The sequence below is a fragment of the Aerolutibacter ruishenii genome, assembly GCF_007830115.1.
Taxonomy (GTDB): domain Bacteria; phylum Pseudomonadota; class Gammaproteobacteria; order Xanthomonadales; family Xanthomonadaceae; genus Aerolutibacter; species Aerolutibacter ruishenii.
The window spans coordinates 141,812-167,108 of record NZ_VLKP01000001.1; the positions used below are offsets into that span (position 1 = coordinate 141,812).

18 protein-coding genes and 1 riboswitch are annotated in these 25,297 nt (G+C 66.7%); of the genes, 4 read left to right on the top strand and 14 right to left on the bottom strand.

The genetic code is table 11. The features are described from left to right. Positions 1-108: 108 nt before the first annotated feature. A riboswitch (cobalamin riboswitch) is annotated at positions 109-354 on the bottom strand. 139 nt (positions 355-493) lie between these two features. Next, positions 494-2,872 carry a TonB-dependent receptor plug domain-containing protein gene (locus IP93_RS00695; RefSeq protein ID WP_144811012.1) on the top strand — a complete coding sequence of 793 codons (2,379 nt, stop codon included), beginning with the start codon at positions 494-496 and terminating at the stop codon, positions 2,870-2,872. A gap of 236 nt (positions 2,873-3,108) precedes the next feature. Here IP93_RS00695 and clpB read toward each other — a convergent pair whose 3' ends face one another. The 4 genes from clpB to rluD form a co-directional block, all read right to left on the bottom strand. Then, positions 3,109-5,694: an ATP-dependent chaperone ClpB gene (gene clpB, locus IP93_RS00700; RefSeq protein ID WP_144811014.1), complete on the bottom strand. Its 2,586-nt coding sequence runs from the start codon at positions 5,692-5,694 to the stop codon at positions 3,109-3,111. 478 nt (positions 5,695-6,172) lie between these two features. After that, positions 6,173-7,783 carry a SulP family inorganic anion transporter gene (locus IP93_RS00705; RefSeq protein WP_144811015.1) on the bottom strand — a complete coding sequence of 537 codons (1,611 nt, stop codon included), beginning with the start codon at positions 7,781-7,783 and terminating at the stop codon, positions 6,173-6,175. Next, a complete protein-coding gene (pgeF, locus tag IP93_RS00710; protein ID WP_242006674.1) occupies positions 7,780-8,571 on the bottom strand; it encodes a peptidoglycan editing factor PgeF in 792 nt (263 codons plus the stop codon). Before pgeF ends, IP93_RS00705 begins: the two co-directional genes overlap by 4 nt. Positions 8,572-8,626: 55 nt before the next feature. Beyond that, positions 8,627-9,601 (bottom strand): 23S rRNA pseudouridine(1911/1915/1917) synthase RluD, encoded by a 975-nt coding sequence (gene rluD / locus IP93_RS00715; RefSeq protein ID WP_144811017.1) that lies wholly within the window; start codon positions 9,599-9,601, stop codon positions 8,627-8,629. Positions 9,602-9,692: 91 nt separating this feature from the next. Between rluD and IP93_RS00720 the strand changes: the two genes are divergently transcribed. Next, complete coding sequence (locus tag IP93_RS00720) at positions 9,693-10,550, top strand: outer membrane protein assembly factor BamD (RefSeq protein WP_144811018.1); 858 nt, start codon at positions 9,693-9,695, stop codon at positions 10,548-10,550. Positions 10,551-10,588: 38 nt separating this feature from the next. Here the strand turns inward: IP93_RS00720 and IP93_RS00725 are convergent, their stop codons facing one another. The 7 genes from IP93_RS00725 to sucC form a co-directional block, all read right to left on the bottom strand. Further along, complete coding sequence (locus IP93_RS00725; RefSeq protein ID WP_144811020.1) at positions 10,589-10,885, bottom strand: addiction module antidote protein; 297 nt, start codon at positions 10,883-10,885, stop codon at positions 10,589-10,591. A 61-nt stretch (positions 10,886-10,946) separates the two neighbouring features. Then, on the bottom strand, positions 10,947-11,234 hold the full coding sequence (locus IP93_RS00730; RefSeq protein WP_144811022.1) for a type II toxin-antitoxin system RelE/ParE family toxin: 288 nt from the start codon (positions 11,232-11,234) through the stop codon (positions 10,947-10,949). Between the two features lie 68 nt (positions 11,235-11,302). After that, complete coding sequence (locus IP93_RS00735) at positions 11,303-12,934, bottom strand: NAD+ synthase (protein WP_144811023.1); 1,632 nt, start codon at positions 12,932-12,934, stop codon at positions 11,303-11,305. Position 12,935: 1 nt separating this feature from the next. Next, the gene (locus IP93_RS00740; protein ID WP_144811025.1) at positions 12,936-13,256 is read right to left on the bottom strand and encodes a CcdB family protein; all 321 of its coding nucleotides are present in this window, start codon (positions 13,254-13,256) and stop codon (positions 12,936-12,938) included. Next, positions 13,256-13,504 carry a type II toxin-antitoxin system CcdA family antitoxin gene (locus tag IP93_RS00745; protein ID WP_144811493.1) on the bottom strand — a complete coding sequence of 83 codons (249 nt, stop codon included), beginning with the start codon at positions 13,502-13,504 and terminating at the stop codon, positions 13,256-13,258. Before IP93_RS00745 ends, IP93_RS00740 begins: the two co-directional genes overlap by 1 nt. 388 nt (positions 13,505-13,892) lie before the next feature. Continuing rightward, positions 13,893-14,768, bottom strand: a complete 876-nt coding sequence (gene sucD / locus IP93_RS00750; RefSeq protein WP_144811026.1) for a succinate--CoA ligase subunit alpha — start codon at positions 14,766-14,768, stop codon at positions 13,893-13,895. Between the two features lie 13 nt (positions 14,769-14,781). Further along, on the bottom strand, positions 14,782-15,948 hold the full coding sequence (gene sucC, locus IP93_RS00755; RefSeq protein WP_144811028.1) for an ADP-forming succinate--CoA ligase subunit beta: 1,167 nt from the start codon (positions 15,946-15,948) through the stop codon (positions 14,782-14,784). A 250-nt stretch (positions 15,949-16,198) separates the two neighbouring features. On the opposite strand from sucC, the gene IP93_RS00760 reads away from it, so the two are divergent. Together IP93_RS00760 and IP93_RS00765 are read left to right on the top strand one after the other, a co-directional pair. Beyond that, positions 16,199-17,815: a sensor histidine kinase gene (locus IP93_RS00760; protein ID WP_144811029.1), complete on the top strand. Its 1,617-nt coding sequence runs from the start codon at positions 16,199-16,201 to the stop codon at positions 17,813-17,815. 80 nt (positions 17,816-17,895) lie between these two features. After that, positions 17,896-19,413, top strand: coding sequence for a sigma-54-dependent transcriptional regulator (locus tag IP93_RS00765; protein WP_144811031.1), 1,518 nt, complete (start codon positions 17,896-17,898; stop codon positions 19,411-19,413). 36 nt (positions 19,414-19,449) lie between these two features. Here the strand turns inward: IP93_RS00765 and IP93_RS00770 are convergent, their stop codons facing one another. From IP93_RS00770 to IP93_RS00780, 3 genes are all read right to left on the bottom strand, one after another. Beyond that, positions 19,450-20,379 carry a T6SS immunity protein Tli4 family protein gene (locus IP93_RS00770; RefSeq protein WP_144811033.1) on the bottom strand — a complete coding sequence of 310 codons (930 nt, stop codon included), beginning with the start codon at positions 20,377-20,379 and terminating at the stop codon, positions 19,450-19,452. A gap of 86 nt (positions 20,380-20,465) precedes the next feature. Continuing rightward, positions 20,466-21,947 (bottom strand): esterase/lipase family protein, encoded by a 1,482-nt coding sequence (locus tag IP93_RS00775; RefSeq protein ID WP_144811034.1) that lies wholly within the window; start codon positions 21,945-21,947, stop codon positions 20,466-20,468. Positions 21,948-22,115: 168 nt separating this feature from the next. After that, the gene (locus tag IP93_RS00780) at positions 22,116-25,055 is read right to left on the bottom strand and encodes a type VI secretion system Vgr family protein (protein ID WP_144811036.1); all 2,940 of its coding nucleotides are present in this window, start codon (positions 25,053-25,055) and stop codon (positions 22,116-22,118) included. Positions 25,056-25,297: the final 242 nt, after the last annotated feature.

The following is a 25,297-nucleotide window of genomic DNA, read 5'->3' on the forward strand; positions in this document are numbered from 1 at the left end:
GCTCCTTGGCCGCGCCTGCCCGCGCGGAAAACGTTGGGAATGGACAGGCGGCAAGAAAGGACGCAGACGCCACGCGCGTGCATGGCCCCCGTGACATCGCCCACCGCATGTCAGGTCATGCCAGTGGCCGGTCTCCGGGCTCGCGGGTGGGCGCTTTCATGCGTCCGGGGACGGCGCCTTCCCGTGCCGATGGCACAGTGGCATTCGCCGGTCCCGACCCGTCCTGGGTCACCTCGCCTACCGTTGCGGGGGCAGCTCCGGAATTGCCACGACCATCGACCAGACGGCGGGCGCACCGGATTCCCGTTTCAACCACCGGCTTGGCCGGCGGTCACCTCAGGCAGCGGGCATTCTAGCACCCCCGGCCCGTTCCGGCCTTATGCCCTTTGCGTGGGTCGCATATGACCAAAGAATATATCTTTTCATCCGGATGAATATTGCAGGCTTGTGAATATCCGGTTAATCATTGGTCGACCCCCTACCCGGAACGCCCATGACCCGCCTGCCCCTGACCGCCGCCATTGCGCTGGCCCTCGCCGCCCCGGCGGCCTTCGCCCAGACCGCGCCGACCACCGAAAGCGATGCCAAGACCCTCGACCAGGTAATCGTCACCGGCACCCGCGTCTCCGACCGCACCGTGGCCGAGTCGCTGTCACCGATCGACATCATCACGCCGGAAGCACTGAACGCCACCGGCACCACCGAGCTGGCCACCGCGCTCGCGCGCGCGCTGCCCTCGCTCAACTTCCCGCGCCCCGCGCTGACCGACGGCACCAGTGCGATCCGCCCGGCGCAGCTGCGCGGCCTCTCGCCCGACCAGGTGCTGGTGCTGGTCAACGGCAAGCGCCGCCATGCCTCCTCGCTGCTCAACCTCAACGGCACCATCGGCCGCGGTTCGGCGCCGGTGGACCTCAACACCATCCCGGTCTCGGCCATTGCCCGCGTGGAAGTGCTGCGCGACGGCGCCTCGGCGCAATACGGCTCCGATGCGATTGCCGGCGTGGTCAACGTGGTGCTCAAGGGCGCCGAATCGGGCGGAAGCCTCGCCGCCACCGTGGGCCAGTACTCCGCGGGCGATGGCGAGCAGGCGCAAGTGGCCGGCGACAACACCTTCGACCTCGGTGGCCGCGGCTTCCTCAACGTGGCCGCGCAGATGGGCACACAGGACCTCACCAACCGCGCGCGGCCGTTCGCGGGTACGCCGGGCCCGACCCAACCGGCGCTGGGGCAGAAGGCGTTCGTGATCGGCGACCCGGAAGTGGATTTCGGCGCGGTCTCGTTCAACGCCGAGTACGACCTGACCGACAGCATCACCGCGTACGCGTTCAGTGCGATCAGCAACCGCGACATCACCTCGTTCGCGTTCTTCCGCGCGCCCAACAACCCCACGCAGAACATCCGGTCGATCTACCCCGACGGCTACCTGCCGGAGATCAACAACGTCTCGCGCGACCGTTCCATCGTGGCGGGCCTGCGCGGCGAGACCGCCAACGAGTTCAAGTGGGACGTGAGCTACAACCACGGCTACAACAACCTCGAGTTCTTCACCCGCAACACGCTCAACGCCAGCCTCGGCCCGACCTCGCCGACCTCGTTCTACGACGGCGCGCTGGAGACCACGCAGAACATCCTCAACGCCGATTTCAGCAAGGCGCTGGACTGGGGCCTGGCCTACCCGGTGACGCTGGCGTTCGGCGCGGAGCTGCGCAACGAGAAGTGGAACCAGTCGCCGGGTGAATTCGGCTCCTATGCCCAGGTCGGCAGGCTGCCAGGTGGCGCGCAGGGCTTCGGCGGCTTCGCGCCCAGTGTGTCGGGCCACTACGACCGCGACAGCTGGGCGGTCTATGCCGACCTGGAGGCCGATATCACGGATCAGTTCTCCGCGGGCGCGGCGGTGCGCTACGAAGACTACGACGACTTCGGTAGCCAGACCTCGGGCAAGCTGTCGGCGCGCTATGCGTTCAACGATGCGGTGGCGCTGCGCGGCACGGTGTCCAGCGGGTTCCGCGCGCCGTCGCTGGCGCAGCAGAACTTCCAGACAGTGAGCACGCTGTTCCTGGCCGGCATTTCCGATCCGTTCGAGGTGCGCACGTTCCCGGCCAGCAGCCCGACTGCGCAGGCGTTCGGCGCCGAGCCACTGAAGGCGGAGGAGTCGCTGTCCTACAGCCTGGGCCTGGTGCTGCAGCCGCTGGATGCGTTGTACGTGACCATCGACGCCTACCAGATCGACGTGGATGACCGCATCGTGCTGTCGTCCAACCTGACCGGTACCGCGGTGCGCACGCTGCTGGAATCACAGGGCATCTTCGGCATCAACGGCGGCCGCTACTTCACCAACGCCATCGACACCCGCACCCGCGGCGTGGACGTGGTGGGCAGCTACCGCTTCGCACTGGATGGCGGCACGCTCGACCTGACCGGTGGCTACAACTACACCGAGACCGAGATCACCCGCGTGGCGCCCAACCCGCCGGAACTGGCCGCCAACGGCCTCAACCTGGAGCGCATCGACCGCACCGAGCGCGGTCGCATCGAAGATGGCTTCCCGCACACCAAGTTCCTCGCGTCGGCCACGTGGGACTTCGCCAGCTGGGGCTTCAACGTGGGCGCCACCCGCTACGGCAGCGTGACCACGCGTCCGTCCAGCGCGGCCAACGACCAGACCTTCGATGCCAAGTGGCTGCTGGATGCCTCGGCCACCTACAAGCTCGACCGCTGGGCCTTCACCCTCGGTGCGGACAACCTGCTCAACGAGTACCCGGACGAGAACACGTTCCCCAACTCGACCAACGGGCAGTTCCCCTACAGCAACCTGTCGCCGTTCGGCTTCAATGGCGCATTCGTGTACGGGCGGGTGGCGTACAAGTGGTGATCAACACCATCGCCTGATCGGGTCGCCTGATCGAGGCACATGCCGCCGATGGTGGCATGTCCCGCAAACCGCAAGGAAAACGCAAACGGCCCGGGAAATCCCGGGCCGTTTTGCTTCCGTTTAAAGCCAGGTCGGATGGTCATATCTGTCGCCTTCCGCTTGGCAGTGCGGTGCATGCTGACACGGCTCGGCGCAAAGCAGCGCGCGCACTGCCAACCTGATGCGCACGCCCGGCCTCAGCCTTTGCGGAACACCAGCGCCCCGCCCTCGGCCTCCACCTGCACCGTGTCGCCGTTGGCGAACTCGCCGGCCAGGATGCGCTGCGCCAGCGGATTCTCCAGTTGCTGCTGGATCGCCCGCTTCAGCGGCCGCGCGCCATACACCGGATCGAAGCCGACGTTGCCCAGCAGGTTGAGCGCGTTGGCCGACAACGCCAACTTCAATCCGCGCTCGGCCAGGCGCTTCTCCAGGCCCTTGAGCTGGATCTTGGCAATCTCGCGAATTTGCGTTTTGTCCAACGGGTGGAACACGACAATGTCGTCGAGGCGATTGATGAACTCCGGGCGGAAATGGCTCTGCACCACGCCCATCACCGCGGCCTTCATCTTCGTGTAGCCCTCCGCCGTGTCGTCCGTGGCCATGTCCTGGATCATCTGGCTGCCCAGGTTGCTGGTCATCACGATGACGGTGTTGCGGAAGTCCACCGTGCGGCCCTGCCCATCGGTCAGGCGACCGTCGTCCAGCACCTGCAGCAGGATGTTGAACACGTCCGGATGCGCCTTCTCCACCTCGTCCAGCAGGATCACGCTATACGGGCGACGGCGCACCGCTTCGGTCAGGTAGCCGCCTTCCTCATAGCCCACGTAGCCCGGAGGCGCGCCGACCAAACGGCTGACTGAGTGCTTCTCCATGAATTCGCTCATGTCGATGCGCACCATCGCGTCGCTGCTGTCGAACAGGAACTCGGCCAGCGCCTTGCACAACTCGGTCTTGCCCACACCGGTGGGGCCGAGGAACAGGAACGAGCCCGACGGCCGGTTGGGATCGCTCAGGCCCGCACGCGAGCGGCGCACCGCATCGGACACCACCTTGATCGCCTCGTCCTGCCCGACCACGCGGCCGTGCAGCACCTCCTCCATCTTCAGCAGCTTCTCGCGCTCGCCTTCCAGCATCTTGCTGACCGGGATGCCGGTCCAGCGGCTGACCACCTCGGCGATCTCCTCGGCGGTGACCTTGTCCTGCAGCAGGGTGAAACCCTTGGTCTCGGCTTCCTGCGCGGCGTGCAGCTGCTTCTCCAGCGTCGGCAGCGTGCCGTACTGGATCTCACTCATGCGCGCGAAGTCCTGCTTGCGCTGCGCGGCCTCGAGTTCCAGCTTGGCCGCTTCGATCTGTTCCTTGATCTTGGTTGCGCCCTGCAGCGTGGCCTTCTCCGCCTTCCACACCTCTTCCAGGTCGTTGAACTCGCGCTCCAGCGTGGCAATCTCGGCTTCAAGATCGGCCAGGCGTTGCTTCGACGCCTCGTCCTTCTCCTTCTTCAGCGCCTCACGCTGGATCTTCAACTGGATCAGCCGGCGCTCCTTGCGGTCCAGCTCCTCCGGCTTGGAGTCGATCTCCATGCGGATGCGCGACGCAGCCTCGTCCATCAGATCGATGGCCTTGTCCGGCAACTGGCGGTCGGCGATGTAGCGGTTCGACAGCGTGGCCGCGGCGACGATGGCCGGGTCGGTGATCTCCACGCCGTGGTGCACGGCGTACTTCTCCTTCAGGCCGCGCAGGATGGCGATGGTGTCTTCCACCGACGGCTCGCCGACGAACACCTTCTGGAAGCGGCGCTCCAACGCCGCGTCCTTCTCGACGTACTTGCGGTATTCGTCCAGCGTGGTCGCGCCGATGCAGTGCAGCTCGCCGCGGGCAAGCGCGGGCTTGAGCATGTTGCCCGCGTCCATGCTGCCTTCGGCCTTGCCGGCACCGACCATGGTGTGCAGTTCGTCGATGAACAGGATCACCTGGCCTTCGTTCTTGGCCAGGTCGTTGAGCACGGCCTTGAGGCGTTCCTCGAACTCGCCGCGGAACTTGGCGCCGGCGATCAGCGCGCCCATGTCCAGGCTCAGCACGCGCTTGCCGCGCAGGCCTTCGGGCACTTCGTTGTTGATGATGCGCTGGGCCAGGCCTTCGACAATCGCGGTCTTGCCCACGCCCGGCTCGCCGATCAGCACCGGGTTGTTCTTGGTCCGGCGCTGCAGCACCTGGATGGTGCGACGGATCTCCTCGTCACGGCCCACCACCGGGTCCAGCTTGCCGCTCTCGGCGCGCGCGGTCAGGTCGATGCAGTATTTCTCCAGCGCCTGGCGCTGGTCTTCGGCATTTTCGGATTGCACGCTCTCGCCTCCGCGGATCTTGTCGATGGCCGCTTCCAGTGTCTGTTTGTTGGCGCCGGCGGCCTTGAGCGCCTTGCCCACGTCACCGCCCTCGTCCAGCGCGGCCAGCACGAACAGTTCGCTGGCGATGAAGGCATCGCCGCGCTGCTGGGCCAGTTTGTCGGTCACGTTGAGCAGGCGGCCGAGGTCGTTGCCGACCTGCACGTTGCCGGCCTGGCCGGTGACCTTGGGCAGTTTTTCCAGTGCTTCGCCCAGGCGCTCGCGCAGCAGCGGCACGTTGACGCCAGCCTGTGCCAGCAGCGGGCGGGTGCTGCCGCCCTGCTGGTCGATGAGGGCGGCCAGCAGGTGTGCCGGTTCGATGAAGTTGTGGTCGCGCCCGACGGCCAACGACTGGGCGTCGGCGAGTGCCTGCTGGAAGCGCGAGGTGAGCTTGTCCATCCGCATGGGGTTTCCCCTTCAAGTCATGGGCGGCCAGTAGGCCGCAATGCTTTGCAGATGCGGCTGGGGGCCGCGGGAATCAAGCGTGTTTCAAGGCTTGTTCAGGGAGTGTGGAGGGTTGGGGTTGGGGGGACTTGATCGGGCTCAAATCGGGCGCATTTTGTAGTGTCGGCTTGGGCGGAGGTGTTGGTCTGAGGAAGAGCGTCGGCTTCGGGGGGGGGGCGGCGGCGGACGGGCGGGGCATTGCTCCTCCGCTCCGTCGGCACATCCTGTGCCGAGTCGCGGCCGCCCGCCATCCATGGCGGGCTCTACGCAATACCCCACCCATCCGCCACCGCTACGCGACGTGGGGCGTCGCGGTGCTTGCGTCGAAATACCCACGAGGGAGGCTGCTCTACCGCAGGCAGGAACCCTGCCACGTACGGCACAGTCATCGGCGCGCCGCTCACCTAGTTGCAGCCGGACTAGACCACGGTCGTTGGCGTCAGGCCGTAGTGTCCAGACGCACCGGATCACGCTGCAGGGACAGGGCCGCCAGCAACGCGGCCAGCGCCAGATATGCGCCCACAAACTGCCCCGAGATCTGTCGCGGCAGGCCCTCAAGGTTCCACGGCAGGTAGATGCCGCCCTGCGGGTGCACGGAGTGGATGATGCCGAACAGGGCCAGCGCGGCGCCCGCCAGCAGGAAGGCGGAGGCGCGCAGCAGGCGGCCGTCGATCATGGCGGCGACCGCCGAGATCCAGATCATCGCGGTGATGATGAAGCCGTTGCCGAGGGTCACGATCACCGCCATCTCGGGCAGGCCGTGGCTGTCGCCAGCCTGCATCAGTCGGGCGAAGTGGTCCGGGGCGATCCACGCGGGGTTGCCGGCCTTGATCGACAGCATGTAGGCCACCGATGGCAGGAAGCCGAGCACCATCGCGGTGGTGTGCCTGGGCGGGGTGGCGTGGAAGGCCTGCGTGGTGATGTCCAGCGCCACGTACACGATGATCGGCGCCAGCACCGCCAGCGGCAGCCACTGCACCAGCCCCGAGACCAGTCCGAGCATGCCGCCGATGCCGATGAACAGGCCGGTGAGCAGGGTGTAGCCGCTGCGCGCGCCCATGTGCTTGTACGCCGGCTGGCCGATGTACGGGGTGGTCTGCGCCACGCCGCCGCACAGGCCGGCGACCAGCGTGGACAGCGCCTCGGTCAGCAGGATGTCACGGGTGCGGTAGTCGTCACCCGCCGCGCGGGCGCTCTCGCTGACGTTGATGCCGCCCACCACCATCAGCAAACCAAACGGCAGCAGCAGCGGCAGGTACGGCACGGTGTAGGGCAGTCCATCGACAAAGCCCAAGGTCGGCCACGGGAAGGCCACGGTCAGCGCGGTAGCCTGCGGCCACTGGAAGCCCGGCGCGCCCAGGCCCAGTGCACCCAATGCGTAATACAGCGCGGTGCCGAACACGAACGCGACAAACACGCCCGGCAGCTTGACCGGCAGCCGCCCCTTCGCCACCAGCACGTACAGCAGCAGGCCCAGCGTCACGAAACCCACCACCGGCGAGCGCAGCGCCTCGACCAGCGGCAGGAAGCCCATCAGCACCAGCGCGATGCCGGCGATGGATCCCAGCAGGCCGGCGCGCGGCACCAGCCGCGTCACTGCCTCGCCGGCAAACGACAGCACGAACTTCAGCGCGCCCATCACCATCAGCGAGGCCATGCCCAGCTGCCAGGTGGCATTGGCCGCCGCGGCCTCGTCCATGCCCGCCTGCTTGAAGCCCGCGAACGCCGGCCCCAGCACCAGCAGCGCCATGCCGATGCTGGTGGGCGCGTCCAACCCCAGCGGCATCGCGGTGACATCATCGCGGCCGGTGCGCGCAGCCAACCGCCGCGCCATCACCGTGTAGATCAGGTTGCCGACCAGCACGCCCAGCGCGGTGCCGGGAAACATGCGCCCGTACACGACCTCCGCCGGCATGCCGAACAGGCCCACCAGCGCCATGGCGATGAAGCCCAGGATCGACAGGTTGTCGACCACCAGGCCGAAGAACCCGTTGAGGTCGCCCGCGACGAACCAGCGGCGCGGTGTGGAAGTGGAAGTGGACGTGCTCATCGCCCCGGCTCCATCCAGACCAGCGAGACCATCCGCCCGGTGCGGCGATCGCGGCGGTGCGAGTAGAAGCGGTCCGGTGCGGACAGCGTGCACAGGTCGCCGCCGCTCACGCGGTCGGGCGCAATGCCTGCCGCCGCCAGCCGACGCCGCGCCAGCGCGTACAGGTCCACATGCCAATGGTGCTCGCGGGTGCTGGTGAAGGCGCTGCCGGCGGCCCAGTCGCGCGAGACGAAGGCGTCGTACACGTCCACGCCGACCTCGTAGCGCTGCGGCCCCGCGGCCGGCCCCAGCCAGGCACGCACGCGGTCCGGTGGCGTGCGCATCGCGGCCACCGTGGCCTCCAGCACGCCATCGGCCAGGCCGCGCCAGCCCGCATGCGCGGCGGCGACCTCACTGCCGTCGTCGACGCAGAACAGCACCGGCAGGCAGTCCGCCGTGAGGATGGCGAGCACCACGCCGGGCTCGGAGGTGACCGAGGCGTCGGCTTCCGGCAACAGCATGGGCGGCACATCCAGCCCGAAGCGCACCACGCCAACCCCATGAACCTGCCGCAACCAGCGCGGCTCCGACGGCAGGCGCGCGTGGGCCACCAGCAAGTCGCGATTGCGCGCCACATCGGCGGGATCATCGCCCTCCGCGGCCGTGCAGTTGCCCATGTTGAAGGTATCGAACGGCGCCTGCGACACGCCCGCGCCATGGCGCAGCGTGGTCAGGCCATGCACGCCCCGCGGCGCCGGCCAGCCCGCACGCAGCCAGGGCATGCCATCAAGGTCAAGGGGATCGGTCATGGCGCGCTGCTCTCCACAGGGTGTCGGTCGCCTGGCGTCAAACGCCGGCCGCGCCTCAGCGGCTGGAGGCCGCCGCGGCCTCGGCATCGTCGTGCAGCACCTTCACCAGTGCCTGCATGTCGGCCGGCATCGGTGCGCTGCAGCGCACCGGCTCGCCGGTCACCGGGTGGGAAAATTCCAGTGTCTCCGCGTGCAGCGCCTGGCGACGGAAACCGCGCAACGCCTCGATCAGCTCCGGCGACGCGCCCTTGGGCAGCTTCAGCGACCCGCCGTAGAGCGGATCGCCCACGATGGGGTGCTTGAGGTGCGCCATGTGCACGCGGATCTGGTGCGTGCGTCCCGTCTCCAGCCGGCATTCCAGCAGCGTGTGCGCGCGGAAGCGCTCGCGCAGGCGGAAGTGGGTCACCGCGTCCTTGCCGTCCTCGCGCACGGCCATGCGGATGCGGTCGCGCGGGTGGCGGTCGACTGGCGCGTTGGCGGTGCCACCGGAGACCAGCGCGCCCACCACCACCGCCAGGTACTGTCGGTGCACCTGGCGCCCGGACAGCTGTTCGATCAGCGCGGTGTGCGCCGGCAGCGTGCGTGCCACCACCATCACCCCCGAGGTGTCCTTGTCCAGGCGGTGCACGATGCCCGCGCGCGGCAGGTTGGCCAGCGCCGGGTCACGGTGCAGCAGCGCATTGACCAGCGTGCCCGCCGGGTTGCCCGCACCCGGGTGCACCACCAGCCCGGCGGGCTTGTTGATGACGATGACGTGCTCGTCCTCGTACAGCACATCAAGCGCGATGTCCTCCGGCTCGGAGTGCGTCTGCACCTCCAGCACGACCGTCACGGTGACGGTCTCCCCCCCGCGAACGGGATCGCGTGGGCGGGCCACCTGGCCGTCCAGGCGCGCGTCCCCGCTCTTGATCCACGCCGACAACTTGGAGCGGGAATAGTCGGGGAACAGGTCGGCCAGCACCGCATCGAAGCGGCGGCCGGCGGCCTCGTCCGGGACGGTGGCGGTCAGGGTCTGGGGGGCCTCGGTCATCTGGGCTGGCTCTCGCACCCGGTTAAGGGGCTGGTGGGCGGGGGCTGCTATTATCGGCCCTTCACGCCCCAAGCGCCCGTCGATGCCGACCATGACCCAACGCTCCGCCCTGTTGCGCACCACCGCCCTGCTGCTGGCCATCACCGTCGCCGGTTCCGGCTGCGCCCGCATGGGCAAGATGTTCAAGGACGAGAACGCCAACGAGGGCCAGCCCGTCGAGCAGTTGTACGACAAGGGCCACACCTCGATGAAGAACGGCAACTGGGCCTCGGCCGAGCAGACCTACAAGCGCCTGGTCGCCCAGTATCCGTATGGCGAATACACCGAGCAGGCGCTGATCGAGACTGCGTACGCGCAGTTCAAGTCCGGCAAGCACGACGACGCGATCAGCAGCATCGACCGCTTCATCCGCACCTACCCCACGCACCGCAACATCGCGTACCTGTACTACCTGCGCGGGTTGGCGAACTCCAACCGGGACACCGTGTTCCTGCAACGCGTGTGGCGCCTGGACGCCAGCCGCCGCGACATGGCTACGCCGCACCAGGCCCACAACGATTTCTCCATCGTCGTCGACCGGTACCCCAACAGCCGTTACGCCGAAGACGCGCGCAAGCGCATGAACGAGCTGAGCGACCTGTTCGCGCGGCACGAGCTGGACGTGGCGCTGTACTACCTGCGTCGCACTGCGTACGTCGCTTCGGCCACCCGGGCCAAGTATCTGCTGGACACCTATCCGCAGAGCACCTACGAGAACGACGCGATGGCCACGCTGGCCGCCGCGTACACCGGGCTGGGCAACGAGGCGCTGGCCAGCGAGGCCAAGCGCGTGCTGCAGGAGAAGGCGCCCAACCATCCGTACTTGGCCGGCAAGTGGCCGGACTACCCGGGCAACTGGCGCAAGCTCAATCCGTTTGCGGGTGAGAAGTCGGCGCTGGATATGGATTGAGGGGAGTTGTGGCTTCGGTGGGGGGCGGTGTTGCCGCCTCAGGCCGCGGTAGCGTGCAACTGCACGCCAAGCGCCTTGGTTACCTTCAGCACGGTGGCGAAGTCCGGGCTGCGGTCACCGGATAAAGCCTTGTACAGGCTCTCGCGTGAGAGGCCGGCGTCGCGGGCCACCTGACTCATGCCCTTCGCGCGCGCAATGTCGCCAAGCGCCTTGGCAATGAACGCTGCGTCGCCATCTGCCTCGGCAATGCAGGCATCCAGGTACAGCGCCATTTCCTCTGCCGTCCGCAGGTGCTCGGCAACATCGTAAGTTTCGGTGGTGGTCTTCTTGCTCATGACGGTACCTTTGCGCCTCTTCAGATACGCCCACGCCACAACTAGACTGGCGCGGCACGACTTAGAGATTGCGGGCGAGTTCGTGCGCCTTGCGGATATCCCGCTGCTGGGAGCCCTTGTCGCCCCCCACCAGTAGAACCACCAACGCATTGCCTCGTTGCGTGTAATAGACGCGGTAACCGGGGCCAACATCGACGCGCAACTCGGACACCCCACCGTCCAGATGACGGTGATCGCCCGGATTACCCATCGCCAAGCGCTCGATACGCGCCTGGATGCGGGCACGGCCCACCAGATCCTTCAGCCCCTCCATCCAATCCCTGAACTCGAGGGTGCGCCTGATCTCCATGGCGTAAGTGTATCCCACTGGCTACACCTTGGCAAATCCCATCCGTCGTCCGGCACGCGCGCCGCGCCTCAGGCCCGATACCCGTTAGTGATCGGATAGCGCCGTTCGCGCCCGAATGCCCGGTGCGAGACCTTCGGTCCCGGCGCCGCCTGGTGCCGCTTCCACTCACCGGTGCGCACCAGGTTCAACACCCGGTCCACCGTCTCGGCGGCAAATCCTGCCGCCACGATCTCGTCGCGCGATTGCTCCTGGTCAACATGGCGCAGCAGGATCGCGTCCAGCACGTCATACGGCGGCAGCGAGTCCTGGTCCTTCTGGTTCTCGCGCAGCTCGGCGCTGGGCGCACGGGTGATCACGCCCATCGGGATGACCGGGTCGCCCACCGTGTTGCGCCAGCGCGCCAACGCGAACACCTCGGTCTTGTACAGGTCCTTGATCGGTCCGTAGCCGCCGCACATGTCGCCGTAGATGGTGGCGTAGCCGACCGCGTATTCGCTCTTGTTGCCGGTCGTCAGCAGCAATCCGCCAAACTTGTTGGTCAGCGCCATCATGATCGCGCCGCGGCAGCGTGACTGCAGGTTCTCCTCGGTCACGTCCACGTCGCGGCCTTCGAACACCTCCGACAACGCGCCCAGGAAACCCTGGAACGGTTGCTCGATAGGCACCTCCAGCAGGCGCACGCCCTGCTCACGGCATTGCTCCAGCGCCAGGTCATTGGACAGGTCGGCCGTGTAGCGCGACGGCATGCGCACCGCGGTCACGTTGTCCGCGCCCAGCGCGTCCACGGCAATGGCCAGCACCAGTGCGGAATCGATGCCGCCCGACAACCCCAGCCATGCCTTGGTGAAACCGTTCTTGTGGCAGTAGTCGCGCGTGCCGCGCACCACCGCGCGCCACGCCAGCGCCTCGCGGCTCTCGTCGCCATCGCCCGTCCACTGGCAGGCGGCGAACCGGCGTTCCTTCGCGTCATAGTCCACCACCAGCCACTGATCGGTGAACGCCGCTGCGGCCGGATGCACCGCGCCATCACCGTCGGCCACCACCGATGCACCGTCGAACACCAGCGCATCCTGCCCGCCCACCACGTTGAGGTAGGCGATGCCCACGCCATGGTCGCGCGAACGCTCCTCGATCAACGCATCGCGCTGCAGGTGCTTGTCGCGTTCGAACGGCGAGGCATTGGGCACCAGCAGCAGCTGCGCGCCCGCGCGCACGGTCGAAGTAACGGGCTCGTCGAACCAGAGGTCCTCGCAGATGACCAGGCCCACGTTCACGCCATTGACCGCGAACACGCAATCGCCGCCATCCGGATCCACGTCGAAATAACGGCGCTCGTCGAACACCGCGTAATTGGGTAGCTCGCGCTTGCGGTAGGTGTGCTCCACCCGGCCCTCGCGCAACACGCTGGCCGCGTTGTACACCACGCTGCCCGCCGACTGCGGCCACCCCACCACCGCCACGATGCCCTTGGCGGCGCCCGCCACCCGCTGCACCGCCGCCTCGCATTCAACCAGGAACGACGGCCGCAGCAACAGGTCTTCCGGCGGATAACCGCTGATCGCCAACTCCGGGAACAGCACGATGTCGGCACTGTACTCATCGCGCGCGAAGGCGATCATCTCCGCGATGCGCTCGGCGTTGGCCTGCACGGCCCCCACCGGGAAGTCGAATTGCGCCATCGCGACGCGTAGCGTGGTCATGTCAGATCCCTGATATCAGCAAATCGAGCGCCGCCAGTATGGCCGCACGTTCATGGGAAAGGTCAGCCTCGATCACGCCAAGGTCCGCCACCTCGGTGGCGGCCAACAATGGCACCACCAGCACATGCGACTTTCCGTTGACCTCCAGCATAGGGGCCAGTGACGAAATCGGGGGCGGATGTCGGCCGCGTACCACCGGCACCATCGGCACCACCACCCGAGTCCCCGTTTCCGAAATCAGGTCGCTCTGCACGTTCAGCAGCAAGGGGTATGCCGAATGCGTAGCCGCATTGCGGTTGCGGTAGACGCAGAACTGGCGCATCAGGGCTTGCGGAACATCGGACTGAACACCCCGTGCTCGGCCACCCACGCGTTGTAGCCCTTGATCGCCTCGCGGTTCTCGGCCAGCCAACGCTCGCGCTTGCGCGCCCGCACCTCGGCCTCCAGCGCCCGCTCCAGCGTGGCGGACAGGTTGATGTCCAACGCCCGGGCCTCTTCCAGCAACCCCTGGTTGATGCTCACGTTGGTAGCCCGCTTGCCGTAACCGGCGTAGTCCTCACGAATGCGCATGAATCCACCCTCAACGATGCGCATTTATAATGCGCATACCGGACCTGCACGTCAACAGCCCCCACACAGCCTGAAACAGAGCAGGCTTGTGGAGAATCGAGGAGAAATCGGCCGTGGGCCGTGTGCCGTGGGCCGCCTCACCGCGTGGGAGACCAAGCTTCGCTCCTCCCCCAAGACCTCTTATCGGTTGGCGGGAGGCGGAGCATGGGGGTATTGCGGAGAGTCGGCCATGGATGGCCGACGGCCCCGACTCGGGGCAGGATGCCCCGACGGAGGGGCGCAGCAATGCCCCCATGCTCCGCCTCCCCCCGTACCGCAACACACACCGCACCACAAAAGAGAAAGGCCACCCGAAGGCGGCCTTCCCCAACACACAAAGCGCAACCGCTTACTTGGCCAAAAGCTTCGCAATAGCCGCACCCAGGTCGCCCGGCGACTTCACCGTGGTCACGCCCGCCTTCTCCATCGCGGCGAACTTGCCCTCGGCCGTGCCCGAACCGCCCGAAGCGATCGCACCGGCGTGGCCCATGCGCTTGCCCTTCGGCGCCGAGGCACCGGCGATGAAACCAACCACCGGCTTGGTCACGTACTGGCTGATGAACTCCGCCGCTTCTTCCTCGGCCGAACCGCCGATCTCGCCGACCATGATGATGCCTTCGGTCTGCGCATCGTCCTGGAACAGCTTCAGGCAGTCGATGAAGTTCAGGCCGTTGATCGGGTCGCCGCCGATGCCGATCACCGTCGACTGGCCCAGGCCCGCCGCGGTGGTCTGCTTCACGGCTTCATACGTCAGCGTGCCGGAGCGCGAGACGATGCCGATCTTGCCCACCGAGTGGATGTGGCCCGGCATGATGCCGATCTTGCACTCGCCCGGGGTGATGACGCCCGGGCAGTTCGGCCCGATCAGCACCACGTCGTCGTAGCCGTTGAGCACGTTCTTCACGCGCAGCATGTCCAGCACCGGGATGCCCTCGGTGATGCACACGATCACCTTGATGCCGGCGTCGGCCGCTTCCATGATCGCGTCGGCCGCGAACGGCGGCGGCACGTAGATGACCGAGGCATCGGCGCCGGTCTCGGCGACGGCGTCGGCCACGGTGTTGAAGACCGGCAGGCCCAGGTGGGTGGTGCCGCCCTTGCCGGGGGTCACGCCGCCGACGACCTTGGTGCCGTACTCGAGCATCTGCTCGGCGTGGAAGGTGCCCTGCGAGCCGGTGAAGCCCTGCACGATCACCTTGGTGTTCTTGTTGATCAAAACGCTCATGGTGTCGTTGTCCTTACTTGCCGGCGACGGCCGCAACCGCCTTCTTAGCGCCGTCGTTGATGTCGTCGGCCGGGGTGATGGCCAGGCCGGAGTTCTTCAGCAGCTCCTTGCCCTGTTCCACGTTCGTGCCTTCCAGGCGCACGATCACCGGCACCTTGACGTCCACTTCCTTCACCGCGGCGATGATGCCCTCGGCGATCATGTCGCAGCGCACGATGCCGCCGAAGATGTTGACGAAGATCGCCTTCACCTTGTCGCTGGACAGGATCAGCTTGAACGCCTCGGTCACGCGCGCCTTGGTCGCGCCGCCGCCCACGTCGAGGAAGTTGGCCGGCGAACCGCCGTTGAGCGAGATCACGTCCATGGTCGCCATCGCCAGGCCGGCGCCGTTGACCATGCAGCCGATGTTGCCGTCCATGGTGACGTAGTTGAGGTCATGCTGGCTGGCCAGCACCTCGGTCTCGTCTTCCTGGCGGATGTCGCGCATCGCCACCAGTTCCGGGTGGCGGAACGAGGCGTTGTCGTCGGAGTTGATCTTGCCGTCCAGCACGGCCAGGTCACCGTTGGTGAGGATGGCCAGCGGGTTCAGCTCGACCAGCGCCAGGTCCTTCTCGTGGAACAGCTTGAACAGGCCCAGCATGATCCTGGTCAGCTGGCCGACCTGCTTGGCGTTCAGGCCCATCGCGAAGCCGATGTTGCGGCACTCGAACGGCTGCAGGCCCTGCACGTAGTTCACGTTGAGCGTGTGGATGGCTTCCGGCTTCTCGGCGGCCACCTGCTCGATGTCCATGCCGCCTTCGGCCGAGGCGATGAAGGTGACCGAACGGGTGGAGCGGTCCACCAGCACCGACAGGTACAGCTCCTTGGCGATGTCGGTGCCTTCGCACACCAGCACCGAGTCGATCGGCAGCTCGACGCCGGCGGTCTGGTAGGTCGCCATCTTCGTGCCCAGCAGCGCCGAGGCGTACTGCTTCACGTCGTCATACGAGCGCGCCAGCTTGACGCCACCGGCCTTGCCGCGGCCACCGGCGTGGATCTGCGCCTTGACCACCCACAGGTCGCCGGGGATGGTCTTGGCGGCTGCGACAGCCTCGTCGGGAGTGCGGGCAACCACACCGACCGGCACCGCGATGCCGTAATCGGCAAAGAGCTGCTTTGCCTGGTATTCGTGAAAGTTCATGCGTCACCGAGGGGAGTTGGAGTCATCCCATGCGGGGCATCCGGCAGGCCGGCGCGCGGGCAATGGGGCCGGCCATTGTCGCCGATCGGGCCCCCGCGGGCAAAATCGACCTTGGGCCAAGAACCCGCCGCCCCGGCGGGAGCGGCCGCGCCACGAGCGCGCGGGACGCTGGACATGCCGCCCATCATCGCCCCGCGGCAGCCGGTGACCTCGGCCTATACTCGCCCGGAACCCCGCAGGACGCCCCTCTTTGCTCTTTTTCCGCCCCACCCCGGACGCCTCTGACGCCGACCGCGCCCTGCGCCGGGAGCTCTACTTCTTCACCCTGTACCGGGTGTTCGAGGCGGTGCTGCTGGTCTTCGTGCTGTTCGGCCCACTCCCTGACCTCGCGGGCGATGCGCGTCACCCGGTGTTCGCACGCGGCCTGTCGCTGGCCTACCTGGTCGTGTCCGTGGTGCTGTTCCTGGTCGGCGGCCGGGGCGACGTCCGCATCCACACCGTGGTCGGCGTGGCCGTCGACCTGCTGCTGGGCACCCTTGCCATCCACGCCCTGCCCGCCAGCGGCGCCAGCATTGCCCTGATGCTGGCTTTCAACGTCGGCGCAGGCGCGCTCTTGCTGCGCACGCGCTACGGCATCGCGATTGCCGGCCTGGCGACCACGGCCCTCATCGGCGAGTACACCTGGAGCCACCTCGTGGAAGGCGGCGCCGGCATGACCCTGGGACAGGTACTGCTGACCTCCGCCGCGTACCTGACACTGGCCGGCCTCACCAGCACCCTGGGCCGGCAGCTGCGCGAGGGCTACAACCTGGCCGAGGCCCGTGGCGCCGAAGCCGCGCAGCTGTCGGAGGTCAACGAGCTGATCATTCGACGCATGCGCACCGGCGTGCTGCTGGTCGATGGCCAAGACAACATCCGGCTGGCCAACGAAGCCGCCTCGCTGCTGATGGGCGAAGCCGGCGACGCGGACGCCCAGGGCATCCGGCACCTGGGCGTGGCCCTGCCGGAGCTGGCCCGCCGCCTGCAGCGCTGGCGCGCCGGGGAAACCGAAGCTAGTCCCATGCAGATCAGCCCCGACCAGCCCGAGGTGGTCCCGCGCTTCACCCGGCTGTTGGCCAACAGTGACCAGGTGCTGATCTTCCTCGACGACACCGCGTTGGCCGCCCGGCGCGCGGAGTCGCTGACCCTGGCCACACTGGGCCGCTTCTCGGCCAGCCTGGCCCACGAGATCCGCAACCCGCTGGCCGCCATCAACTACGCGGTGCAGTTGCTGGAGGAGTCGCCCGACATCCCCACCGCTGACCGCCGCCTGCTGGAGATCATCCGCCAGCAAGGCACCCGGATGAACGGCATTGTCGAGAACGTCCTTGGCCTGGCGCGGCGCGATCACGCCAAACCCGAGCACGTCGATCTGGGCGAGCAGGTCCGCCAGTTCGTCGATGACTACCGCCAGGGCCACCCGCTGGAGGACGACACCGTCCAGGCCACCACGCCCAAGGCGCCGGTGCCCGCACTGGTCGACCCCCGCCAGCTGCACCAGGTGCTCACGGCCCTGGTCTACAACGCCCTGACCTATGGCCGGATGCCCGGCCAGCCCGCGCGGGTGACGGTGCGCGTGACGGCCGACGGCAGCGGCCAGCCCATGATCGAGGTGCTCGACCGCGGCCCCGGCATCCCCGAACGGGTGCAGAGCCAGCTGTTCCGCCCGTTCTTCACCACCTCCAGCCACGGCACGGGCCTTGGCCTGTACATCGCCCGGGAGCTGTGCCGCGCCAACCAGGCCAGCCTGGACTATGTGCCCGTCCCGGGTGGGGGCGCCTGCTTCCGCCTGCGCCTGCAGGGGCCGACCACGGCACGGCGTACCTGAATCCGACGGAGCGCACAACCCTGCAATCCCGCGCTTGGCCGCCCGGGCCCCATCAGTTATCGTCGGCGCCGGAGGATCGGATGGCAGAAACCCGCAGTGCATTGGTAGTCGACGACGAACGCGACATCCGCGAGCTCCTGGTCATGGCCTTGGGCCGCATGGGTTTGCGCTGCGACACTGCCTCCAGTCTTGCCGACGCGCGCAACCAGCTCGCGCGGCAACGCTTTGACCTGTGCCTGACCGACATGCGCCTGCCGGACGGCTCGGGCATGGACCTCGTCGCCGAGATCAGCCAGAAGCACCCCGAGACCCCGGTCGCCATGATCACCGCCTTCGGCAATGTCGAAGCGGCCGTGGAGGCCCTCAAGGCCGGCGCCTTCGATTTCGTCGCCAAGCCGGTGGAGCTGGGCGTGCTGCGCGACATGGTCCGCCACGCCCTCGACCTGCACGAGAAGGCCCCTCCCCCGGCCACGGTCGTGGATACCGTGGCCGCGCGTCTGTACGGCGACTCTCCCGCCATGACCACCCTGCGGGCCACGCTGGCCAAGGTCTCCCGCAGCCAGGCCCCGGTGTACATCGCCGGCGAGTCGGGCGTGGGCAAGGAACTGGTCGCCCGCACCATCCATTCCGAAGGCAGCCGCTCCGACGGCCCCTTCGTCCCCGTCAACTGCGGCGCCATCCCCGCCGAGCTGATGGAAAGCGAATTCTTCGGCCACAAGAAGGGCAGCTTCACCGGCGCCCATGCCGACAAGCCCGGCCTGTTCCAGGCCGCCGATGGCGGCACCCTGTTCCTGGACGAAGTGGCCGAGCTGCCGATGCACATGCAGGTCAAGCTGCTGCGCGCCATCCAGGAGAAGTCGGTCAAGCCGGTGGGCGCCAACATCGAGATCCCGGTGGACGTGCGCATCCTGTCGGCCACGCACAAGGACCTCGCGCGGATGGTGGCCGAAGGCCGCTTCCGCCAGGACCTGTACTACCGCATCAACGTCATCGAACTGCGCGTGCCGCCGCTGCGCGAACGCCTGGACGACCTGCCGGGCCTGGCCGACAAGATCCTGCAGCGGCTGTCGAACCACCAGGGCCGCGAACCGGCCCGCCTCGGCAGCGACGCGCTCGCTGCCCTGCGCGCCCACCCGTTCCCCGGCAACGTGCGCGAGCTGGAAAACGTGCTGGAACGCGCGATGGCGCTGGCCGACGGCGAGACCCTCACCGCCGATGACCTGTGCCTGCCGAGCGTCGCGTCCGCTCCGGCGACGGCGGGCCTTGCGGCCGGCACCTTGCGACCGGCCGTGCCTGCCACGTCCGCTCCGGTGGCTGTCGCGGCAGAGGGCGGCTACAGCAGCAGCTCGTTCAACGCCACCTTCGGGCCGCCGTCCCACTCGCATTCCGGCGCCGCCGCGGCGGGCATCGACCCGCGCACGCTGGACCCGCGCGACACCGCCACCAGCGCCCTGCCCTCGTACATCGAGGAAGTGGAGCGTGCCGCCATCGAGCACGCCCTCAAGGAAAACCGGTACAACAAGACCAAGACGGCCGCGTCGCTGGGCATTACGTTCCGGGCGCTGCGGTACAAGCTGAAGAAGCTGGGGATTGATTGAGCTGACGGCGGCCTTCATGCCGGTCGGCGGCTTCCGTTAGTTTGAGGTTGACCCAACGGCCCCCGGGCGGAGGCGAATCGAGCCGAGAATCGCGTCCCAGAACGCCAAGGCCTCCTCGTCGTTCGCGAAAGGAGCGTCGATGACCTCGCCGTTGTCGTCTGATTCGGCGCTGGTGCTCAGTTGCAGGGACATGAAGGGAAACTCGATCGAATCCGCCTGACCTTGCGACTCCCATAGGAACTCGTACGACCGCTTTCCGTTTTCATTGGCCCGGACAAGCAGTTCCTGTCCCTTGATGGGACCAATGTTCCGGTCGCGTCGCCTCAAGGTACTCGTGCCGTCCAGCAACGAAACGAGCATCGCGGGCACCAAAGGGACCCGGGACAGCAGAGGCCTGTCGGGGTTACCGGTGACGTAGCTGTCGTAGGAGAGTGTGACCGTGGGGTAACCAGGGACGTCAAGGCCCACGGCCACCTCCTCAGCGTTCAGTTCCGCGCCCTTCAAAAAGCCTGCCTCGATACAGAACCCCGGCGCTGCAGGCATCTCCTTATCGCCGCGATACCGAATCGACCCGGCAAGTTCGCGGCTGTATGCCTTGATCTCTTCGAAACGGCTGGCACTGCCATCGGTCGACATGGTCAAGGTGATCGCCGGCTGCTCGAAATGACTGAACAGTTCGTAGTGATGAAGGATCCGACTGGCGTCACTTGTCCACGACACCAATTCGGTCTGTCCCGGCCCGAAGTTTCGCGACTCTACGAACATGGTTCCGCCACGACTATGAAGGGCTTTTTTCAGCTCATCTTCCTTTGACTGGAGGCGCTTCAAGTAGACCGAAGTACTCTCACCGCGCACGACCTCAATGTCGTTATCCATGTACTTGAATCGACCAACAACCTCCGTCCCAGATGGCACCTCCAAGAGATAGCGACCTAAACAAACCTTCTCCTTGGCTTTCGCTTGCATAAGGCTTCTGTTCCTTTCCGATCCTGAAATTGGCAGGGCAATGAAGATTGCCGCAATGGCCACGAAGCAAATATTTCGACAAGTATTCATGCCCAGTTTGCGTTCCCTGCAATTCTCACCAAGCTATATAGAGTCGCCCACTGTGTTCGAAGATCCTCGTAGCTGGCTTGATGCTCGTAGCCCTCCGTTCGCCCTTTGGCGTTCACCCGCGCAAACTCTCCTCGCCCTTCGCTCCCGTGACGAAAGCGGGCAGCTACGGAACTGCCTGCCGGAGCAGACCCAGATGTTGCGGGGACGGTCCCGTCGCCTGCGTCAACCGCGTCCGCAAACGAGAGCTTGAAGGGCGCGAATCCTTCGGCGGACATCTTTAGATCTCCCTCGCCGTCGTCCTCAACTAGCGCAACACCGCTCAATCGGACCACGGGCCTGCCCTTCCAATGAATTGCCGCCCAACTTCGATGACGCAAGTCGTCGCCGTAGTGAATATAGGCCGGGGTAGGAAACCGTTCCGAAATGGCGTCTTGAAACGCTTTTACCGCCTCGATGCGCACGTCAAATTTGTCAAACCTGCTCGCTCCGCGCTTTGAAGGAGCTACTCCAGCCGGATCCAAGTGCTTTTCGTTATGCGCTGGCACCAACCCATACCACTCCCGACTCTTGTAGATCTCCTCGTACGGATCCTTCTCCGGGAGCCATTGCGCATCGTTGTCAACCATGCCGCCGAGCTTCAACCATGGCTTTCCCCCGTTGTAATCGCTGGTGGGTACCAGCTCCAACGCACCAGGAGAGTTGGCCATCACGGCCGTGACTTCCGCGGCGTTGCTACCAAGGATGACTTGGGCGACACCGTCATATCCGCAGCGGCAATGATGATAGGTGGCGGGTGCGCCGGTCGCCGGCATCACGCCATGAACTACTCCCAGTAACTTCCCGTAGTCATGGAGGCACGCAACTGCGCGCCCCACCAGCCCGCCCATGGAATGGGTCACCAGGATGACCTTCTCCGCGGCTTCGCCGGTGCGCTTGTAGTGAGCAAGTACGACGTCGTCGATGTAACGGATGATGTCCGCACCTGAGTCTTTATTGGACTGCAGCCAGTTGTATCCACCAGCCCAAACGTCGTATCGGTATTGGGCGGCATGTTGCAGGTCATCCATGGTCAACGGCGCGCCTTGCATCTCATCCCCATAGTCGGTTGGATTTCGCAGCCCCTCTTCGCTCCACCATCGCAGGAGCTCGCCCGACTCCATGATGTTGTTGAGTGTCCGCTCCATCTGACACATCACTGGCTGGTAGGCGGAACGCATAACCGTTCCCCAGCCTCGCTTTTTCGCGGTTTCTTTGTCCAGCGTTCCCTCTGTATCGATGGGACCGCGGGGATCGATCAGTACATTGCTGGGATCCAGCCGGCGCTGACGTGTCGCAGCACCACGAAACCAATAGCTGAACAGCTGACCGACGGCACTGAGGATTGGACCGACGCCATCCATGTTGGGCGGCCGCCATACAGCTTCCCCCTTCTCTGCACCGCTCTTGTTCTTGCCGGCAGACTGCAGGTTGGTGCCCATGATCCCCGGAAGAAACACGATAGGTATAACCGCGGAGGGACCCGCCAAGATGACGCATTCCGTTGCATCTGCCTCGGGCGTCAGAACAGTGGTCGCGGTAGGGCACTCTCCATGTCTGGCTTGCAGCGGAACAATGTAGGGCTGATCAATCCTTGTCTCGTACACGGCTCATTCCTTGCCTAACACTCGAATCCTTACTTGCTCCGGCCCCAGTCCCTTCTGGATGGGCAATCGACCCTCACCGTCAGTGACCAGCCGCAGGATGGCCCCATCTTGCCGGCTGACCTCCACACGCATATTTGCCATCGGCGTGCCCCGGACGCGATCGCGGACCACGTAGCGTTGATCGAACCGACTCTGGGGCCAGTTGTTCATTTCTCGACTGAGGTGCGCCGGCCCCACGAACTCCTTCCTCCCCGCATGCACCGTGATCTGCCCCGGGCACGCGATGGCGATGTTCCCGCCTTCAATCGTGATGCTCGCACCGCCGCTGGTCGCCAGATGCACCGCCTTGCCTGCTGCCAATTCCACTTCCGCGTGGGCACTTACAACGCGCAGGCCTTCGCGGGCCTGAAGCTTGATTGAGTCGTTCTGGGCCTGCAGATCCAGGTCGCCTTCCGCAGTGACGAGGCTCAAGGCCACGTCTTCTTCCAGCGCCCCCTCCACAGTGCCCGCCAGCCAGCCGATGGCCTGGCCTGCGTGCAGGCGCAGGTCGCCGGCTACGGCCAGGTTGCTGGCTTGGCCGCTGGCCAGGGTCAGGGTCTTACCTGTGCTCCAGTGCAAGCTCTGACCGGCGACGAGGCCGATGCCAGCCGGCGCGGCCAAGCCCAGTAGGGCGTCGGCCATGTGCGGCACATCGGCCCCGCCAGTTTTTCCAGCGTCTTTCCCGGCCGCCCGCGCAGGTGTGCCACTCACCCCTGGCGCAGTCGACGCGCTGAGCCAATCCGCGCCCGGCACCAACGCCCGCGCACTGGCATGCAACGCGCGCAGCGGTGGCGCATCGGCGGCCAGCGCGGACTGTCCGGGTGCGTTCACGCCCGCGTGTGCGGACAGGCGGCAGGTCGTATGGGTGATGGCTATGCCTGACATCGATGCGGCAAGTTCGGCCGCCTGTTTGAGCAGGGCTACGGCCGACACGTGCTCACCCGCGGGCGCGTCTTCATTGGCGCCGTAGGCACTGATCCACAACCCCCGCTCGGCACGCAGCGCGCCCCACAAGTCGGTGCGCAGCTCGAAGCCACCCCCGCGCGCAGCACCCCGGTGGTTGTCGTCCTGGTGGATCAGGTAGCCCAGGGTGAGTTCGCTTGCGGCATGGGTGGTCGCCAGTTGCAGGCGCAGCTCGCCGTCGCTGTCATCCAGCACCAACCGGTTGTGGCCGGCACCGCCGAACTCCTTCGATTTGAAGCCCACCATGGCCGCCGCATTGCGGTCGCCCTCGGGCCCCGGACTGGCCCCGTGCCACGGCGGGGCGGCACCGCCAGACAGATTGCCCTTGCCGCCCGGGGCCGGATCACCGCGACCGTTGTAGACCGTGCCCACCACCACCGGCCGGTCGACGTCGCCCTCCAGGAAGGCCACCAGGACCTCCTGGCCAATGCGCGGCAGGAACTGCATGCCGAACCCGGGCCCCGCATAGCGCTGGGCGACCCGCAACCAGCACGAGTCCAGGGCGGTGGCGGCTTCATTGCCATCGCTGCGCGGCCCCGCCACATCGCCGTCCTGCCAATGGAAGCGCACCCGGATGCGCCCCATTGCATCACAGTTCAGTTCGTGGGCACCGTTGGCGTGTAGCGCACCGTCAGGCCCAACCACACGGGCGGTCTGGTAGCCGACACGCGCCTTCTCCACCCGCATCGGACGCCAGCTCTTGGCGCGCGGCTGGGCGATGAAGGCGTTCGCGTACCCGACCCGATGCGCGGTGGTTCGCACCGCGGCCCACGTGGTGGCGTCGACATCGGGCACCGCATCCGGCAGCCCGTCCCCGAAAACCTGCAGGCCTTCGGGCAGCGGATTGGTGCCCGCATGCCAGACGCCCAGCACGGCCAAGTCGGACGGCGGCGTGGCACCACCCTCCTGTGGCGCCGCCAATAGCCTGAAGCCAACACCCGCGCGCAGGCCACGAGCCGTCCCTGTCCCCACCCATTGCGCCTGCTGTGCCTCCATCGCGCACGCCATCAGGCCCACCGCGTGTTCGGCATGGGTGCGGCTGGCAAAGGGATAGGCACCCAACGGCGCATAGTGCTCCAGCCCCACATCAAGACCGGATGGCCGATGCAGCGGTGCAGCCGCCGTCACCGTGGTCATGGTGCGGTAGTCCGTCCCGAGCACCGTGAGGGACGTGGCACCCAGTGTTTGCATCACCCCGATCGCGGTGATGGCATCGTATTCTTCCGCCGCGTCGGCGCGGTGCAACCGGATACCGGTTGATGCCGTCGACACATCCGGCAGGACCGTGCTATCCGAAAAGATCACCAGGCGATGTCCGGCAGGCGCGTCGGGTGCCTCTTCCAACCGCACCCCCAGGCCCTCTTCCGCGAGCAGCCGAGCCAGGAAGTGGGCGTCGGATTCCCGGTACTGCACGCAGTAGCTGCGGAGTGGCCGATGGGCTAGGAAAGGCCCGACATCGTCCGCGACGCGCCAATCCGCCCACGGCGAGTAGTCGGCCAGCACCGTTTGCACAATGGCCAGCAGGCCGGCTTGCTGGAAGACGCGACTGTGCCGACTCTGGGTCAGCAGCCACGGCCAAGGCACCAGTTGCAGCCGGTGCCGAAACGCCCGCAGGTCCCCACCCCGCTGCTGGACGGAGGCGACCAGTCCGCTCCGCGACACGCCACTGCCGTCGGCGGCCCGCGTGGCCAGCGTGGCGGGCTGCCCGATGGCCGCGGTGAGGTCGGGCGAGGTGGCCAGCAGGTCCACCCAGTACTCGGCGAGTACCAGATCGGGGGTTACGGGATGCGGGCCCAGCGCCTCGCGGCCGTGCCAGCAGGTCACCACCCACGCGGCATGGGCGGGCGCCAGGGCCGGCACCTCTAGGCTATGGGGGCGGGCTGCGCCGGACAGGCGCAGCCAATCGGCCAGACGGCCGGGAACAGAAACTCCGCTGTTCATGTGTCTCTCCGTGACAACGGCGACAGCGTAGCCCAGCGCGGGCGCGGTTGTCTCGCTGATCACCGAATGATGTGACCCTTTACGTCACTTTGTCGACCCGCAAGGTGACGTCATTGGTCACACAGTCAGGTCAATTCATTGCATCCGGCGTGACTGCGGCAACACTTTCGGCAACCCAAGGCGCCGTGTCCGCACTTGGCATTGTTTATGCGTATGCTCTTGGTGCACGTGCACCAGCACGG